Raw genomic sequence first — 16,334 nt, 5'->3', positions numbered from 1 at the left:
ATTACGATGACGAAGAAGATGGAAAAAAAGTATATTCCTTTAGCAAGCTATTTTGAAGTAGCTTCGCAACAAGACATAACTTTATCGTTTAACGCACTAGAAAACATTATGGGGCAATCCTTACCCAATGCGGCTTATTTGAATAAGAGCTGGTGGAAAAAAACAAAGCCTCCCCTCTCTCATTATTTATCATGGACAAATGCAGGATACTATGTCATTGATGTCAAACTTGGAACAAGTGTCACTTTCTCTCGCAATCAAGTGAAGGCCTCATCAAGCGATATTTCTGAAAATAATGAAAATCCTTCCGCTTACATAATCCGAGCGATTGAAGCACCGGATGCTAGAGCATTTATTCTTTTACAAGAAGAAATCTTTCAGCAAACCGACTTTATGTATAATGAGCAAAATGAGTTAGATTTAACTGTACAGCAGCTTCGTAAAAATTTAGCCTATTGGAAACAATTAAAAAACCGCACAATTTTGTTGTGCGTTTTAAATGGTCTATTTGCTGGTTATGCCGTTATTCATGGTAGTAAGCATTCTAAAGCCAAACATGTGGCTTCTGTTCGTCTCGCAGTCAAGGAAGAGCATCAGCAAAAAGGCATTGGCTCTTCACTGATGAAAGCAGTCGAAAACTGGTCCATACAGCGAGATATTTCACGCTTAGAATTATCTGTTATGGAACATAATGACGTTGCTATCAATCTGTTTAAGAAGTTAGATTTTCAACATGAAGGCACTCGCCAAAACGCCATTAAACTAAATAACTCTTTTTTCAATGAGTATATTATGAGTAAAATTATATAACCTATTTTTCACAAGCCTCCAAAGGTGCTTATCTACTAGAGGAGGCTTGCCCAATTATCTTACCTGTCGTTTAAAGAACGAATGCTCGAAAATAGTTTTACGCTGCTCATAGATTATCCATAGAAAAAGGTATCGCTTCTTAATCTATGCGATGTATGCTATCAAAACAACACTTGCTTTTCTCTTGCTGCATCTAAGAATAATAAATTATTCTCCACTTGCTCATATGAATGCTGGTATTGATCGTATTGTGCTTTATCGTGACTGACCATTTCTTCTATCAATGCATGCATAAACGAAAACAGCACTGGCACAATATCGAGTGAAGATTGGTTCTTCATGCCAAGTGCAAATAATGCATTTGCATATTCTCTTATTGGTGACAAGGCTGATCCTGTAATCGCAATAACTCTTACCTTTTTCATCTTCGCAATTTCTACGATTGTTTTTACATCGTTTGTATGCTTATCACACGCAAAGACGATTAACGTCGTGCGTTCACCAATACTATTAATTTGTTGCACAATATCTTCGGAATCTGTGCGCAATTGCTTAACGTTTGGTCGTAAGGTTTTCAACGTATATGATAACCAGTTTGCAATCGAAGCCGATTGACGAGCACCCAGTATATAAATGGTATCAGCTTCATGCATCCATTTTGAGCTTTTCTGAAGCATGTTATCGTTAATAAGATGAATAGTATCTTGAATATTTTGTATATCACGCTGCATGACCTTACTAAAGCTAGTGTTCTTCTGCTTAGTGGATGTATATGTAGCTTGAAGATGCGCTCCATCATTTTGAGACATTAAATAACTTCTGATTTCCTCTTGAAGCTCAACATAACCTGACAAATCCATGGCATAACAAAAACGTATAACTGTCGATTCACTAACATTAGCCTGTCTTCCAACTTCAGCCGCACCATTAGCAATAACAACTGTCGGATTATCCGTTACAAACTGTGCAACTTTTCGTTGCCCCTTGGACAGTCTTATAAATTTCCTCTTTATATTTTCATTTATACTCATTCCTAACAACCTTTCTTTCAAAGAAATTATCACGAATGGAGATTGTTTTCTATGGACTCTAAATTCGATTAAAAATACAGTATCACGATTACAATTTGAATACAATGACTTTTCAGAAAAATCTTTAATGCTTTAAATCGCTAATATAGTAGTTCGTAATAAACTGACATAGATTCGTACTATTTTCTTTACTCACATTATAAAATCGAAAACATCAATGGAGAGCAGTCAATGATTTGAATAGAATGTTGTTTCAACTTTCCTGTTTGACTCAGTAATACCTGTGAATCACGCCATTCTGGTTCAACTACCAATCAATAAACTAATTATGAATAAAAAAATGCCTTGAATCCTTAGTGAATTCAAGACACTTTTATTCTTTTATTATTGTAATTCTGTTTGTTTTGTTTCAGTACCTAACAAGATTACTCCGATGACACCGATAATAATCGCTCCACAGAAAATAGCAAAGATAAAGCCAATATCATAACCCGCAGTTAACATAGAGCCGACTAATAAGGGACCAAAAATACCACCAATGCGTCCTACTGCTGCAGCCATACCTGCACCTGTACCACGAATAATTGCTGGGTACTGCTCTGGTGTGTAAGCATAAAGTGCACCCCATGCTCCTAAATTAAAGAAAGATAAAAACATGCCTGACGTCAAAAGCATTGCCATCGTTTCAGCATTACCGAAAATGAAAGCACTTACAGCTGTGCCAATTAAATAGGAAACAAGTACAAACTTCCGACCAAATTTTTCTATAAACCACGCTGCTGTAAAATAGCCCGGCAATTGAGCTACTGTCATAATGAGAACATATTTAAAGCTTGTGATCATGTCAAAGCCTTTACCAACCATTACGCTAGGTAGCCATAAGAACATTCCATAATATGAAAATACAACCGTAAACCATAACAGCCAAAGCATCAATGTAGAGCGTGCATATTTTTTTGACCAGACCTCACGAATGTTTTGAAGAATGCTACGTTTTTTAGACTCAACCTTCACTGTAAACTGTGGTGAATCTGGTAAATGCCACCGAAGATAAATTGCATATAGTGCGGGTATTGCTGTTAACAGTAATGCTATACGCCAGCCCCATGTAGGAATGACAAAATAAGAAATGAGGGCAGCGATTAACCAACCCGCAGCCCAAAAACTTTCGAGCAAGACAACCACTCTGCCACGTTCTTTCGCTTCAACACTCTCTGACACAAGTGTTGATGCAACTGGTAATTCTCCACCAAGCCCCATACCTACTAAAAAGCGTAGTGCCATAAAAGCGACTAGTGTTGATGTAAACGCAGATAAACCACTTGCAATTGAAAATAACACAAGCGTCCACATAAATATTTGCTTGCGCCCTACTTTATCGGCAAAAACACCGAAAACGAGTGCACCAACAGCCATCCCTATCGAGTTTATGCTACCAATCCAACCCATTTGACTCGAATTTAAACCCCAATCAACAGCTAAGGCTGCTATAACGAATGATAAAATCCCGACGTCCATGGCATCGAAAAGCCAACCTACTCCTGCTACGCCCAAAAGCTTATTTCGAGAAATGGATTGTTGTGACTTATTAGTTGTACCAGTATTTGTTGTCATCTTAACCACCTGTCTTTACAATTGACTTTACATTATGAGTTTACTATACAGTTGTTTCAATTAAGTGACAAGTAAAATTCAAATGACCGAATTGTTTCGACAATTTCTTAATTGCTATTGAAAACATAGGGCCATTTGCGTTAAAATGTCTTTTATACAAAAACAAATGTTCTTCCTATAAGAACAAAAGGAGATCGTATCGTTATGTGGAAAGGCCTTATTGAAGAATATAAACAATTTTTACCCGTAACAGAAAATACACCTGCTCTAACTTTAAATGAAGGCAATACGCCTCTTATACATTTAGTCAATCTATCTAAAAAACTTGGTATCGAGCTATTTGGTAAAATTGAAGGTGCAAACCCAACCGGTTCTTTTAAAGACCGTGGTATGGTGTTTGCAGTTGCAAAAGCTATTGAAGACGGCAGCAAATGCGTTATTTGTGCATCTACTGGTAACACTTCAGCTGCTGCTGCTGCTTATGCAACTCGCGCAGGCATCCAATCAATTGTTGTTATCCCAAAAGGAAAAGTTGCACTTGGTAAATTAGCACAAGCAACAATGTACGGAGCAAAAATTATTGAAATCGACGGTAACTTTGACGACGCATTAAATATTGTACGCCAAGTGAGTGAAACAACACCAGTCGCACTAGTAAATTCAGTGAACCCTTACCGTATCGAAGGTCAAAAAACGGCTTCATTTGAAATTGTAGACGCTTTAGGTGCTGCACCAGACTATCTATGCATTCCAGTCGGTAACGCAGGGAATATCACTGCTTACTGGAAAGGCTTCAAAGAATATAACGATGCGAAAGGCTCTGGCTTACCAAAAATGTACGGATTTGAAGCTGAAGGGGCTGCAGCGATTGTTAAAGGTGAGCCTATTGCTAATCCAGAAACAGTAGCAACAGCCATCCGTATTGGTAATCCTGCAAGTTGGAAATATGCTGAAGCAGCACGTGATGAGTCTGGCGGCATTATTGATTCTGTAACAGATGAAGAGATTTTAGCAGCTTACAAACTAATAGCGGGAACTGAAGGAATCTTTGTAGAGCCTGGTTCAGCAGCATCATTAGCGGGTGTCATCAAATCAGTCGAAAGTGGTAAGATTGCACAAGGCGCTAAAGTTGTCACAGTCTTTACTGGTAATGGCTTAAAAGATCCTGATACAGCAATGAACGTATCAACAGTGGATGTTGTATCTCTTAAAAATGATGAAGAGGAAATTCGTAAATACATCGAGGGTGTACTATGAGTAAAAAGTGGCAAATCTCAGTTCCTGGGAGCACAGCCAATCTAGGCCCTGGCTTTGACTCAATCGGACTTGGCTTGTCTCTTTATTTAAAGCTAGATGTTTCTCTACAGGATAGCTGGGAAATCATACACCTCGATGAAAACGGTCCTAGTGAGTTTGAGCTTGAAGAACATTTACTATACGTTATTGCGAAAAAAATCGCTGATCAATACAGTAAACAACTCCCTCCCTGCCGTGTAAAAATGACAAGCGAGCTTCCATTAGCACGTGGCTTAGGAAGTAGTGCTGCAGTCATCGTTGCAGGTATTGAGTTAGCCAACCAGACATGCGAGCTCGGGTTAACAGTGCAAGATAAATTGAATTTATCTTCTCAAATCGAAGGACATCCAGATAATGCAACAGCCTCTGTATTGGGGGGCTTAACTATCTCTTCTATGGATGAAAGCGGCATTGTTGATACTTTCCATGTAAATAATATCGATGCTTCGTTCGTCGTATTTGTACCTGATGTTGAACTAAAAACAAGTGAATCTCGCTCGGTATTACCAGAGCACTTTGAGCGAGCATATGCCGTACATGCATCGGCAAATGCCAATATGCTTGCGGCTTCATTAATGGTACGCGATTTTGAACGTGCGGGTCGTTATATGGAAGCTGATTTATTCCATGAACCTTTCCGTTCAAATTTGATACCTCAATATGCAGAAATCCGTGCAGCGGCTAAAGCAAGTGGTGCATACGGTACAGCATTAAGTGGAGCAGGTCCTACCCTGATTGCCATTATTCCGACGGCTATTGCCGAAGACTTTGTTACAACAATGGCAGTGCAATTTCCAGAACACCATATTATCCTAACAAAAGCCGATGAGTATGGTGTACAAGTAATATGATTTAAAACGTCTACTCCCTAGCGGTAGGCGTTTTTTCTTGAAGGAGGAAATATCTTGAAACCAATTATTTTCTGTGATTTTGATGGCACTATTACAGCAACTGATAATATCGTCTCTCTCATGACTCATTTCGTTCCAGTGGAATCAGAAAAAATTGCTCAAGCGATGATGGCACAGACGATTACCTTTAAAGAAGGTGTCACAGCTATGTTTGAGCTATTGTCCACTACCCAAAAAGATGATGTCATCCAATATTTATTAGACACAGCTGTCATTCGTGAAGGCTTTGATGAATTCGTTCGCTATGCTCATAAGCATGCTATTCCATTTTATGTTGTTAGTGGTGGCGTAGACTTCTTTATTGAGCCAATGTTGGAGCAATTTGGCCCTTTTTCAGGTGTCTATTGTAACACCGCTGACTTTTCAGAGACGCAGATCACACTTGTCTATCCAAACAGTTGTGATGAGGAATGTGCCAAATACGAAACACAAGGCTGTGGCTGCTGTAAGCCAACAGTCATGCGAAAAGTTGCACAGAATGACCATTTTAAAATCGTAATAGGTGATTCTATTTCTGATTTTGAAGCCGCTGAACAAGCTGATTTAGTCCTCGCTCGAGATCATCTAATTGAGCGTTGTGAAGATTTACATATCCCACACAAACCCTTTGAAACCTTCTATGACTGCTTAGAAGCTGTTAAAGAGCTTGTAGAAGCATAAAAAAAGGAATCTAGCTAGAAATGTCTGCTAGATTCCTTTTACTATATCGCTAATTGTCGTTTATGCTAGTAACACTAAACTAACCGCCATAACAGCCATTCCAGCTACTAAGCCATACATCGATAAATGTGTTTCGTCATATCTTTGTGCAGCTGGCAGTAATTCATCTAATGATATAAATACCATTATCCCCGCAACCCCTGCAAAGACAATACCAAACATGACATCTGTTAAAAAAGGCATTAATAGGAAGAATGCCACTAGAGCACCTACAGGCTCTGCCAATCCTGATAAGAAAGATAGCTTAAAAGCTTTTCTACGATTTCCTGTTGCAAAGTAAATCGGCACGGATACCGCAATTCCCTCAGGAATATTATGAATCGCAACAGCTATGGCAATAGCAATTCCAACATTCGGATCATTTATGGCAGACATAAATGTGGCAATCCCCTCTGGGAAATTATGAATGCCAATTGCAAGTGCCGTAAATAGCCCCATCTTCATTAAACGATCCTGATCCACCTGAGGCTTAACCGCATTTACATCCTCTACAAGCTTCACTTCATGAGGATTTGTAGCTTTTGGAATGAACTTATCAATCAACGCAATAAATAGCATACCACCAAAAAATCCGGCAATTGTCATCCAATAACCATTGGTTGTGCCTAACGCATTTGTTAAAGCATCTTTGGCCTTCACAAAAATTTCAACCAATGATACGTAAATCATAACACCTGCTGAAAAACCAAGTGCTAATGATAAAAATTTTGTATTTGTTCTTGACGTAAAAAACGCGATTAAACTACCTACACCTGTTGCAAGTCCGGCAAAAAGAGTTAACCCTAATGCCAATAATACATTACCTTCCATTCCCTTCTTCCTTTTCCCTTTTTGTTATAGTACTCATCTTAACTTAGAAGTTTCCTATGTGCAATTCTTTTTTACTAGGCTAATAATGACCAACAATGCCTATTCTAAATTTCTAGACGAAAAAGCAGCACCCTATTCCTACGAATAAAGTACTGCTTCCTCGATTTTTACTACATATCCCCTTTTTGCATTACTCGCTTACGTCGCTCATACCAGATGACACAAATGATAAACCATGTAAAACCGACGCTCCATCCTGCGATTACATCGGATGCAAAATGTCGAGCTCCTGCCACACGCGACAAACCGATGAGTATTGTTAATACGATTGCCCCAGCCCACAATTGAATTTTACGTACCTTCTTATTGTTCTCCGATAAAATATAAGCCGCAGCAAATAAATATAAGAGGCCTGACATGGAATGTCCTGATGGAAAACTAAAGGAAGTTAATTGATCTTCAATTTCAGGTCGTGGTCGCTGCACCCACTTTTTTAATAATTGATTTAGTACATTTCCTGCTGCGAATGTTAACAATATGAATAGTAAAGCACGGTAATTTTTCATCTTCCAAGCTAAATACACCATTAATATAATCGCCACAGCGACTACAAATATCGGCTCTCCGATATAATGAAAAACTTCTATGAAGCGATTGCCAAATAAAATATCTGCCATTTTAGCATCAAAGTTTTCTATCGATTCACTCTGATAAGTTGCTCGTAAAACAAAAAAGGCAATAAGCGTTAAAACCGCCATTGGATATGCCCATTTTTTCATAATTTCTTTCACCTCTAAGCACATTTTTCACATCATATCATAAATACGTGCCATTAGAGGAGAATAAACACTAGCTCTTCATGAACATTCTATCGTTATAATACAAGTTTGTACTCTTTATGTTGTGCAATGACAATTGTCTCTTCATCCGATTTATTGAAAAAATTTGAAAGAGCTAAAGCAACAATAAATAAGATCAAAATTATAGGTAGTATTTTTTTAAACAAACTAAACACTTCCTTATCATCTAGAGTTTCATTCTCAGAGACGTTTACTTTAATAATACAGGATCAAACAGCCAATCTTTCGGTCCGAAATTTCGATCCTTTTCTCCCTTAACTTCTCGAGAAATATTATTTTTTATAATGAATTCTCTGAACTTTCTACTGAATATTGTTTTTCTGTAAAGATAACTTCCATCATGACTCAACTCAGCTGAAAAGAATATATCTCCCTTTACGTTCGTTATATCATGTCGATTATAAATATCAGGGCCGTTGATAACTCCACTTAACCCACATGGACAAGGCGGTTGCTCTGTCGCAAAATACAGTTTAACTCTTTCTGCGCTACATGATGGAAGCATCTGTCTTGGTATTATTTGATATGCAGGTTGCTTCCCTATTTCAGGTCCTTGATGGATTACCTCTAGAAGATCATATCCTTCAATATTCTCTTGTTTCATTAATGTCACTAATTTCTCTGAAGCTACCCAAAAACCGCTTACATGTACTAGATGACGATCATTTATTTTTGATGTATCAATAACTAAAGGCGATAGTTGCTCTTTCTCCATTAAACCACAATGCTGGCAATATGTACTGATAGAACATAAGGTGCCTCTATCATCCAAAAACATTTCTGGTGAGTTTCCCGTAGAATTTAACGTAAATAGTGACGCTTGCTCATATTCGCTTTCTGAAAAGTCGAAGTAAAATCGTTCACCAATTGAAACAATGCCTAATTCATGTTCTAAGGATTTATATAGAGCTGCTACCTGTTCATACGTCACATCTTCATTTAATGTGAAAATTGGATTAAAGGAAGCTTTTAAATTTCTTTTTCTTATTTCAGGCGCACCTATAAAAATACCATAGCGATTATAAACTTTAATGACCTGATCTTGACTAGATTCATCTATAGAAAATAAATTTTCAAGTTCTACTTTCAAAATATACGCCTACCTTTATATAAAGTTTTATCGTGAAGTATATTGTCTAGCTAGTGACATTTATTAGAAAATCTAACATCGTCTACTTTATTGATAGATAGCCAGGCAGCTTATTTTAAACGAAAATCATATCTTGTCTTATTACCCACTACAGCATATTTACTTAACCACGATTATACTAAGCGTAACAGCACTTACACCGATATTTCAATGTCGGGTTTACGCCAATTTTTTGGCGGACATTAGAGGTATTTTTGGCGTGAATTGGCGGACTCAAGAAAAACACCGCCACTTTTTGGCGGTGTTTTTTGAAATGTATAGGTCTTTAAGAATATAAATATGTTTTATTTATCCAAAGTAAATAAAAGTAATTTATTTGGAATCAAACTGGAATTTTCTTTACTAGGAATATATACCATTTTTAAAGGATTATAGCACATTAGAAAACTACAGTAAATTCATTTTTTCTGCAAGATCCACAGCTTCCGTGCGAGAATCTACATTTAGTAAAGTAAACAACTGTGTTAAATATCTCTCCGTTGTTCGTTGCGGAATATTTAATTCAATGGCAATAGCTCGATTCGTATGGCCCTGTGCAATGAGTCTTAATATCTTCTTTTCTTTTTCATTTAAATGAATATCAAGCTTTGCATCCTGTAATTTAAATCGATTATCTAGAAAATCCAAGAAATTTTTAGGTAAAACAATTTCACCATTCGCTATTGCTCTTACTGTCCGTAAAATCTGCTCTTTCGAGGCCGTTTTAGCTAATATGCCCTCAATTTTCCTTTCTAAAATAAGTGGATAATAATCAGTAATATCATCACCTGTATAAAGGATAATAGAAGCATCTGTTTGTATCGCTTTAAGATTTCGAGCTAAGTTAATGCCATTTTCTAAAGGCATATTTATATCAATTAAATAAATATCATACGGCTTGTTCTTAATTCTCTGTATTACAGAAGTTGCATCACTTTCAGTATCAACTAAAATATCTTCATTTTCTTTAAATAAATTCTTAGTTCCCTCTAACACAATAGGGTGATCATCCACTATGAGCATCTTAATCAAGTGTGTCACTTCCTTCTTTTACTATAATTCTAATAGACATCCCTTCATTAACTCGTGTATTGATGTAAAAGTGTCCATCAAAGGCCTTTACTCGCTCTTGCATGCCTCGAATCCCCATTGAAGTTGCAACAATAATATCATCAACATTACAGCCGACACCATCATCCTTATAGAGGATCTCAAATCCATCGTCCATTTCCTTGAGATAAACCTCAACTGTTGTTGCATAAGAATGTTTCAAAGCATTGTTAAGTAATTCTTGAAACAATCGATAAATCATTAAATTCAAGCGCTCGTCCTCTAAATAAAGACGATCAATTGTATAAATTAACACAAAACTAGCTCTTTCGGTCACTTTCCGAATTAGCTTTTCTAATGCAGCGTTTAGCCCTAATGTGTCCAATAATGGGGGCTTCAGATTTTCACAATAGGCTCTTAAATCGTGTAAAGATGCAACCATTTGCTTATGAATATTCTCCAGTTTTTGTTGAATATCTGCAGTGTCTTTTGCATTCACTAGGACATCAACTTCTCGAGCAATATGAAGTTGCTCTTGTAAGTTAGTGTCATGTAATTCTTGAGCTAATTGATATTTCTCCTCTTCAAACCTTAACCATAGTAGCTTATTTAACCAAGGTAATTGACTATCATCCGCTTGCTTCATATGCTTTAGTTCCTCTAACAGTTCTTCCACCATCTTTGTATTTTCAATAAAATTATTTACATATAACAGGAGCAGTTCCAGCCATAAAAGCTCTTCATCTTTTAAGTGGATTGAATTGTTATGTCCCAATACTAAGGCTCTTTTGTAATGAGAATCTTGATGGAGGAAAGCTAGATAGACCTTGTCAATTTTCCGTATTTCTCCTAATTTTATATCTTCCATTAACTCAGGATTAATCGGAACCTTTCCCTCAACCATTGAAGTAAATTGATTTGTGCCATAGTCATAGGTTAATACAAATACATGCTCAAGCTCAAGGTGCAGTGAAACCTCCTGAGCAAACTTCTCTAGTAACTCGTTCATTTTAATTGTTTTACCAATCCTATCGACAGCAGTATATAGCTGATGTATATAATCCCCTTTTGTTGAAAATAGGATTTTCCGTTTGCGATAATCGACCTTTTCTTTTATGTAAAAAAGTATAACTAACGATGAAAATGTAAAGAAGGACACGCCTGACAAGACAGTCTTTGTTAGATAATTTCCTGCAATCCAATACAACCCAACAGTAAACCACACCGTAAATATTAAAGAAAATATTACATAATAGCGCAATCTCGTAATATGATATTCGATATCAAATAGTCGTTCCGCTAATTGTGTAAAGATAAAGCTAAATGGAATTAGTAATAAAAATAATGAACTAATTTCTGCCTTAAGTATATGTGTATGGAATAAAATTTCAGGGAGTGCATATAAAAAAAGAAATGGCAGAAACGGTATCAATATACTACTTAATAATATTTTCAACTGAGGTGAGCTGTATTTGAAATAGCTAAACAATAAAATACTAAGTATAATGATTAGAAGAATTAAGAAAAGAGCTAATACTACATTAGAAAGTGCATTATTATAAGCAGGATAAATAGTGCCCATACAGCCCAGTATTAAAGCCATCATAGGGAATATATAAAAGAATTTGATATGGTTTGTAAACACCCAATTTATCTTTACAAATGAAAAATAATTTCTTAAAAAATGCAATAATAGGACTAAACATAACAGCATACTACTACGATTTACTATAATCCCAACACCATTTAATCTACCAGAGACACCACTACTTACATAAGCTAATGAAACAGTAAGCATGAAAAGAATAAGCAAGTTAGTAAGCAATGTATTTTTTTGTTTAAAATGTAGAAAGACAGTAACGAATAGAGTTAATAAAAAATAACAAGCTGGAATTATTAATATATAGTAAAATTGCTGAGGAATATCTAAATGTTTAATATGTATATCTATTATTTCTCCATCTGGTTTCTTTATTGTTAAAGAATTAGCAGATAATATTACTGATTTATATTTCACCTGTTTTTGATTATCAATTGGCATATTATCTATAGTTAAAACAACATCACCTGCAGATATATTTTGCCCTTCTGCCCAGCCTTTATAATAAGGTTTGGTTACTACCCACTTGCCATTCTCTTTTTCTACCTCAATATCTAAAAAAGGCGCGCTATAATTTACATAATTCAGATAAAGACCAATTACTAAATAAAGCATTATAGCGGGCCAGAATATCTTACTATTCAATGTTTTTAATTCCAAATATCACTTTCTAAATCAATCTCACCACTAAACGCATCTAAAATTGCTTTTTTTTCTATAAACGACATTCCAATTAATGAGGCTTTTTGGTCCTTTAATAATGTAACTAGTACTGATTTTGGTTCAAGATACTGAATTACTTTAATCATACAAATCACTCCTCATCTCATTAGTTTTAATACGTACTCTTTACCTAAATCGTTTATAGCAACATTTTTCAGATTATGCAACGCCTTGAACTTGTAGACATTTTTTATAGTAATCGTATAACGTATTGCGCCGCCATTTGTCAATTCATTTTTTGTGGCATTATTATCCAAAAATGAAACTATATCATTATTATAATAGTTTACTACTGATTTTGAAACATCATTTTTCTGAGACATAAGATAAATAATAGGCAATGAGTATCTTTTATTTAGTAGATCATTTTTGGGTCCCCAAGTTTTTAAACCTTGAATATCGTTTTTTATTTGCTGGATAACACCTATGCATTTACCATATTCCTCCATTTCAGAAGATACTCTTCCTTTTGCAAGCGCTTCCCCAATTAAGCAACTCATTGCTGTTAATGATCCAGACTTCAGTTCAATCATTTGTAAGTAGGACTGTTCGTCCCGGCAGTTATTAAGTAAATCTAATTGCTGGCCGTTGATACTTCGTAATGCATACTCTTCTAACAGTTGTATAGCCACACTTTTGTGTTCAAAGGATGTCTCCTGTATTGTTCTAGATGCCATAACGAGCATAGTTAAAGCTGCATTTAAAGATAGTTCAGGTGTTTTGCTCCAACTATAGTCCGAATCCTTATCCTGCAAGTCGTCAATAATATCAAAGGACAAAATTAAAAGTTCAATAGCTGTAGCAACTTTATAAATATCTTCATTAAAACAATCTGTATATGCTTCATAATGCCAAAAGCATAGTTTACCAAATGAATAACCTACTAATGTCTTTTCTTCTTTAAAACTTTTAAGCATAGTCTTTAATTCAACACCAAGCAATGCCTCGTTTTCAATAACCATGTCCAATGATTCATTAATCCGTTCATCCAGCTCCCTCAATAGTCCTCTACCCCCTTAATTATATTAATAAATATTATATAGATTAATGGGAAATAATACTATGAATCGCAATGTAAAAGAAATGGTAGTACATAGATACCGCCAAATAATGGCGGTATTCAAGAAGTTCACGCCAATTTCTGCAAACAAATAGTAAAAAAAGTGGCGGTATTGAATTACTACCGCCACTTTTTGGCGTAAACTCCCCGTTGAAATGGCGTCCTTATTGATGTTACGCTTAAACTAGGTTAAAGATACATAGGCTAGTAATGAAAACTACTGAGAAACATATAAGGAAATTCTCCAATATTGGGAGTGGTTGATATGAAAAATGGAATAAACGAAACTGTTTTAATAATTGCCGCTACTTTTTCATGCACTATATCTGTCTCGGCAGAAGAAATTACAATTAAAAAACCGACGAGTGAACAACAATATGTTGAGCAAATTATTATTCAAACGGAATTACAAGCTTATAAAGAAACATTAACTGAGTATAAAAATAAATCTACATTTTCAAATTTTATTAGTGATATTCCTGGATTTGATAATTCGTTTCAGCAAAAGCTAGACAATACTATTGATCAATACGGGATTAGAAGAGTAGCTGAAGACAGTCTTTCAATTATGCCCTTAGTAACACCATTTACCTCTGGATTAAATATAAGTAAACCTAGCATCTATACAGCAGCAAAGTTTAGTATTATCAATGCAAGAGGGGTATTAAATAGGGACACCACTAATCACAATTGTTCTAGTACTTCCTCTATAGGTAATACCGTTAAAATAGGGGGAAACGTTGACTTACCTTTTTACTACAAAGACTCGAAGGCAGAAATTGCTATTCCTTCTGCAGATATTGGTGAAAATAATATTTATTGTGAACAAACACGATCTAGTTCGAAATTTACTGGCGTTTCAATAAGTGAAAGCGGTATCTCATTTAATATTGCCTCAGCATTTAACACATGGAATAAGGCATCCATTAAACATTAACATATCGGAATTAACTGTTTAGCATGACCACTTATGAAATCCCCTTAAACTACTCATACATTGGGGTAAGGCACAAAAAACTAAACTGTTTTTTTGTACTTGCCCCCCCTACTAAAATACCCGCAAGAATAGAAACACGTCTGCCGCATAGAACAAATACCAAATACCTATTGAATAAAGATCATTTTTAACAGGACAATCGGATCAATACTTAGTCGCCCAACTTTACGTACACGAGTTGATTGGAGCGCAGGCGGCGACTTCTGCGGAAATGGCATGAGGAGACTGAAGCCATGCACGCGAAAAGCGTCCACCGTAGCGCAAATCAACGGGTTCATAAAGATACTTCTATTTTAAAAGAAAAAAGACTGTGACAAACTCAATTTTTGAGTTTGTCACAGTCTAAAGAGGTGCCTCAAAAGATTTGAGACACCTCTAGTTTATTAAGCTTTTACATAATATACTTCTTGTCCGCTTTCAATGATGTATTCGGGCTTTGGCTTACCGGCATTTGCTTTATGACCCGCAACATGCTCAGGGCTCTTCTCCCAATTTTTCCATGCTTCTTCTGATTCCCATCGAACCACAATAAGCACTTCCTCATCACCACGACGTACTTTCTTAACTAATACTTGCTTATCAATAAACCCTGGTTGTTGTTCTAGCAATGATGGACCATCTTTTTTAGTACCAAAACGCTCAACAACTTTGTCCGAATTCCCTTCCGTAACGACCATACGTTTAATTTGTACAAACATATTAGTTAAAAGCCTTTAAAACATCGTCAGCTTTTGCAGTTTCAGAAGTGATACCGCCACCTGATAGGTACCAGTATTGTGGATCTAGATAGAAAATTTTACCGTTTTTCGCTGCATTAGTAGCCCCAACGATTTCATTTTCAATTGCCGCTTTCGTGCCAGATTCGCCTTCAGGATTTACTGCAGCATCACGGTCAACTACGAATAATACATCTGGGTTTGTATCGCGCACATATTCGAATGATGCGTTTGCACCATGTGTAGATACTTCAATTTTCTCATCAGCAGGTTTTACACCAAATACATCGTGAATCACACCGAAACGTGAACCAGGACCATATGCAGATAATGAACCTTCAGAACCTAAAACGATTAATGCTTTTTCTTCAGCAGTTGCAGTTTTAGCTTTGATTTCTTCTACTTTCGCTTCATATGCAGCAAATGCATCTGCAGCTTCTTGTTCTTTACCAAAGATTTTACCAGCTAATTCAGTATTTGTTTTGAAAGAGTTTACGAAATCAGCGTTCTCCACACCAATGTATACAGTTGGAGCGATTTTAGATAATTCTTCGTAAGCAGATGCTTGACGACCAGAGATGAAAATAATATCTGGATTCATAGAAGATAATGCTTCAAAATCAGGCTCTTTTAAAGAACCAACATTTACATAAGTTGTGTCTGTGTATTTACTTAAATATTCAGGAACTGATTTTTGTGCAACACCTGCAACTTCAACACCTAAAGCGTCTAAAGTATCAAGGAAACCATAGTCAAAAACAACAACGTTCTCTGGTTTTTTTTCTAAAGTAACGTCAGCAAAAGTGCTTTCATCAACTGTGCTACCTGGGATTGTAAGTGGGTACGCAGTTGCTTCGTCCTTTTGTTCCTCTGCAGGCTTGTTATCAGTTGTTGAACCTTTATCTTCTTCTTTTGCTTCATCTTTTGAACCACACGCAGCTAATACTAATAGCATCATAGCCATTAATACTGTAAGTAACTTCCAATTCTTCATAGTGAAATTGCTC

General features: G+C 36.1%; 16 protein-coding genes. 5 read left to right on the top strand and 11 right to left on the bottom strand.

The features are described from left to right. Positions 1 to 6: 6 nt before the first annotated feature. Positions 7 to 810: a GNAT family N-acetyltransferase gene (locus ACOMCU_RS15470; protein WP_036131622.1), complete on the top strand. Its 804-nt coding sequence runs from the start codon at positions 7 to 9 to the stop codon at positions 808 to 810. Positions 811 to 971: 161 nt separating this feature from the next. Here the strand turns inward: ACOMCU_RS15470 and ACOMCU_RS15465 are convergent, their stop codons facing one another. Continuing rightward, positions 972 to 1,841, bottom strand: a complete 870-nt coding sequence (locus ACOMCU_RS15465) for a MurR/RpiR family transcriptional regulator (RefSeq protein WP_010860360.1) — start codon at positions 1,839 to 1,841, stop codon at positions 972 to 974. 384 nt (positions 1,842 to 2,225) lie between these two features. Continuing rightward, entirely contained in the window at positions 2,226 to 3,455 is a 1,230-nt protein-coding gene (locus ACOMCU_RS15460) for an MFS transporter (RefSeq protein WP_010860361.1), read from the bottom strand. 204 nt (positions 3,456 to 3,659) lie between these two features. Here ACOMCU_RS15460 and thrC point away from each other — a divergent pair, with 204 nt between their 5' ends. The 3 genes from thrC to ACOMCU_RS15445 are packed head-to-tail and all read left to right on the top strand — an operon-like array spanning position 3,660 to position 6,322. Beyond that, positions 3,660 to 4,712: a threonine synthase gene (thrC, locus tag ACOMCU_RS15455; RefSeq protein WP_421050611.1), complete on the top strand. Its 1,053-nt coding sequence runs from the start codon at positions 3,660 to 3,662 to the stop codon at positions 4,710 to 4,712. After that, positions 4,709 to 5,602, top strand: coding sequence for a homoserine kinase (gene thrB, locus ACOMCU_RS15450; RefSeq protein ID WP_010860363.1), 894 nt, complete (start codon positions 4,709 to 4,711; stop codon positions 5,600 to 5,602). Before thrC ends, thrB begins: the two co-directional genes overlap by 4 nt. A gap of 54 nt (positions 5,603 to 5,656) precedes the next feature. Continuing rightward, positions 5,657 to 6,322 carry a 2-hydroxy-3-keto-5-methylthiopentenyl-1-phosphate phosphatase gene (locus tag ACOMCU_RS15445; protein WP_421050610.1) on the top strand — a complete coding sequence of 222 codons (666 nt, stop codon included), beginning with the start codon at positions 5,657 to 5,659 and terminating at the stop codon, positions 6,320 to 6,322. Between the two features lie 60 nt (positions 6,323 to 6,382). On the opposite strand, the gene zupT is transcribed toward ACOMCU_RS15445, so the two are convergent. From zupT to ACOMCU_RS15410, 7 genes are all read right to left on the bottom strand, one after another. Beyond that, positions 6,383 to 7,192 (bottom strand): zinc transporter ZupT, encoded by an 810-nt coding sequence (zupT, locus tag ACOMCU_RS15440; RefSeq protein WP_010860365.1) that lies wholly within the window; start codon positions 7,190 to 7,192, stop codon positions 6,383 to 6,385. A 170-nt stretch (positions 7,193 to 7,362) separates the two neighbouring features. Then, positions 7,363 to 7,971 carry a phosphatase PAP2 family protein gene (locus tag ACOMCU_RS15435; RefSeq protein ID WP_421050609.1) on the bottom strand — a complete coding sequence of 203 codons (609 nt, stop codon included), beginning with the start codon at positions 7,969 to 7,971 and terminating at the stop codon, positions 7,363 to 7,365. A 271-nt stretch (positions 7,972 to 8,242) separates the two neighbouring features. Beyond that, positions 8,243 to 9,142 carry a hypothetical protein gene (locus tag ACOMCU_RS15430; protein WP_010860367.1) on the bottom strand — a complete coding sequence of 300 codons (900 nt, stop codon included), beginning with the start codon at positions 9,140 to 9,142 and terminating at the stop codon, positions 8,243 to 8,245. 447 nt (positions 9,143 to 9,589) lie between these two features. After that, entirely contained in the window at positions 9,590 to 10,204 is a 615-nt protein-coding gene (locus tag ACOMCU_RS15425; RefSeq protein WP_230491904.1) for a response regulator, read from the bottom strand. Between the two features lies 1 nt (position 10,205). Beyond that, complete coding sequence (locus ACOMCU_RS15420) at positions 10,206 to 12,446, bottom strand: sensor histidine kinase (RefSeq protein ID WP_421050624.1); 2,241 nt, start codon at positions 12,444 to 12,446, stop codon at positions 10,206 to 10,208. Between the two features lie 35 nt (positions 12,447 to 12,481). Beyond that, positions 12,482 to 12,640: a competence pheromone ComX gene (comX, locus tag ACOMCU_RS15415; RefSeq protein ID WP_010860370.1), complete on the bottom strand. Its 159-nt coding sequence runs from the start codon at positions 12,638 to 12,640 to the stop codon at positions 12,482 to 12,484. Positions 12,641 to 12,652: 12 nt separating this feature from the next. Then, a complete protein-coding gene (locus ACOMCU_RS15410) occupies positions 12,653 to 13,555 on the bottom strand; it encodes a polyprenyl synthetase family protein (RefSeq protein WP_421050608.1) in 903 nt (300 codons plus the stop codon). Positions 13,556 to 13,879: 324 nt separating this feature from the next. Here ACOMCU_RS15410 and ACOMCU_RS15405 point away from each other — a divergent pair, with 324 nt between their 5' ends. Further along, positions 13,880 to 14,551: a hypothetical protein gene (locus tag ACOMCU_RS15405; RefSeq protein ID WP_421050607.1), complete on the top strand. Its 672-nt coding sequence runs from the start codon at positions 13,880 to 13,882 to the stop codon at positions 14,549 to 14,551. Between the two features lie 443 nt (positions 14,552 to 14,994). Here ACOMCU_RS15405 and ACOMCU_RS15400 read toward each other — a convergent pair whose 3' ends face one another. Together ACOMCU_RS15400 and ACOMCU_RS15395 are read right to left on the bottom strand one after the other, a co-directional pair. Further along, the gene (locus ACOMCU_RS15400) at positions 14,995 to 15,309 is read right to left on the bottom strand and encodes an antibiotic biosynthesis monooxygenase family protein (protein ID WP_010860373.1); all 315 of its coding nucleotides are present in this window, start codon (positions 15,307 to 15,309) and stop codon (positions 14,995 to 14,997) included. 1 nt (position 15,310) lies between these two features. Next, entirely contained in the window at positions 15,311 to 16,321 is a 1,011-nt protein-coding gene (locus ACOMCU_RS15395; protein ID WP_010860374.1) for a siderophore ABC transporter substrate-binding protein, read from the bottom strand. Between the last annotated feature and the right edge of the window lie 13 nt (positions 16,322 to 16,334).

The sequence above is a fragment of the Lysinibacillus sp. UGB7 genome (genome assembly GCF_049058285.1).
In the GTDB taxonomy this organism is placed as follows: domain Bacteria; phylum Bacillota; class Bacilli; order Bacillales_A; family Planococcaceae; genus Lysinibacillus; species Lysinibacillus sphaericus_B.
This window is presented reverse-complemented; position numbering and strand designations above follow the sequence as displayed.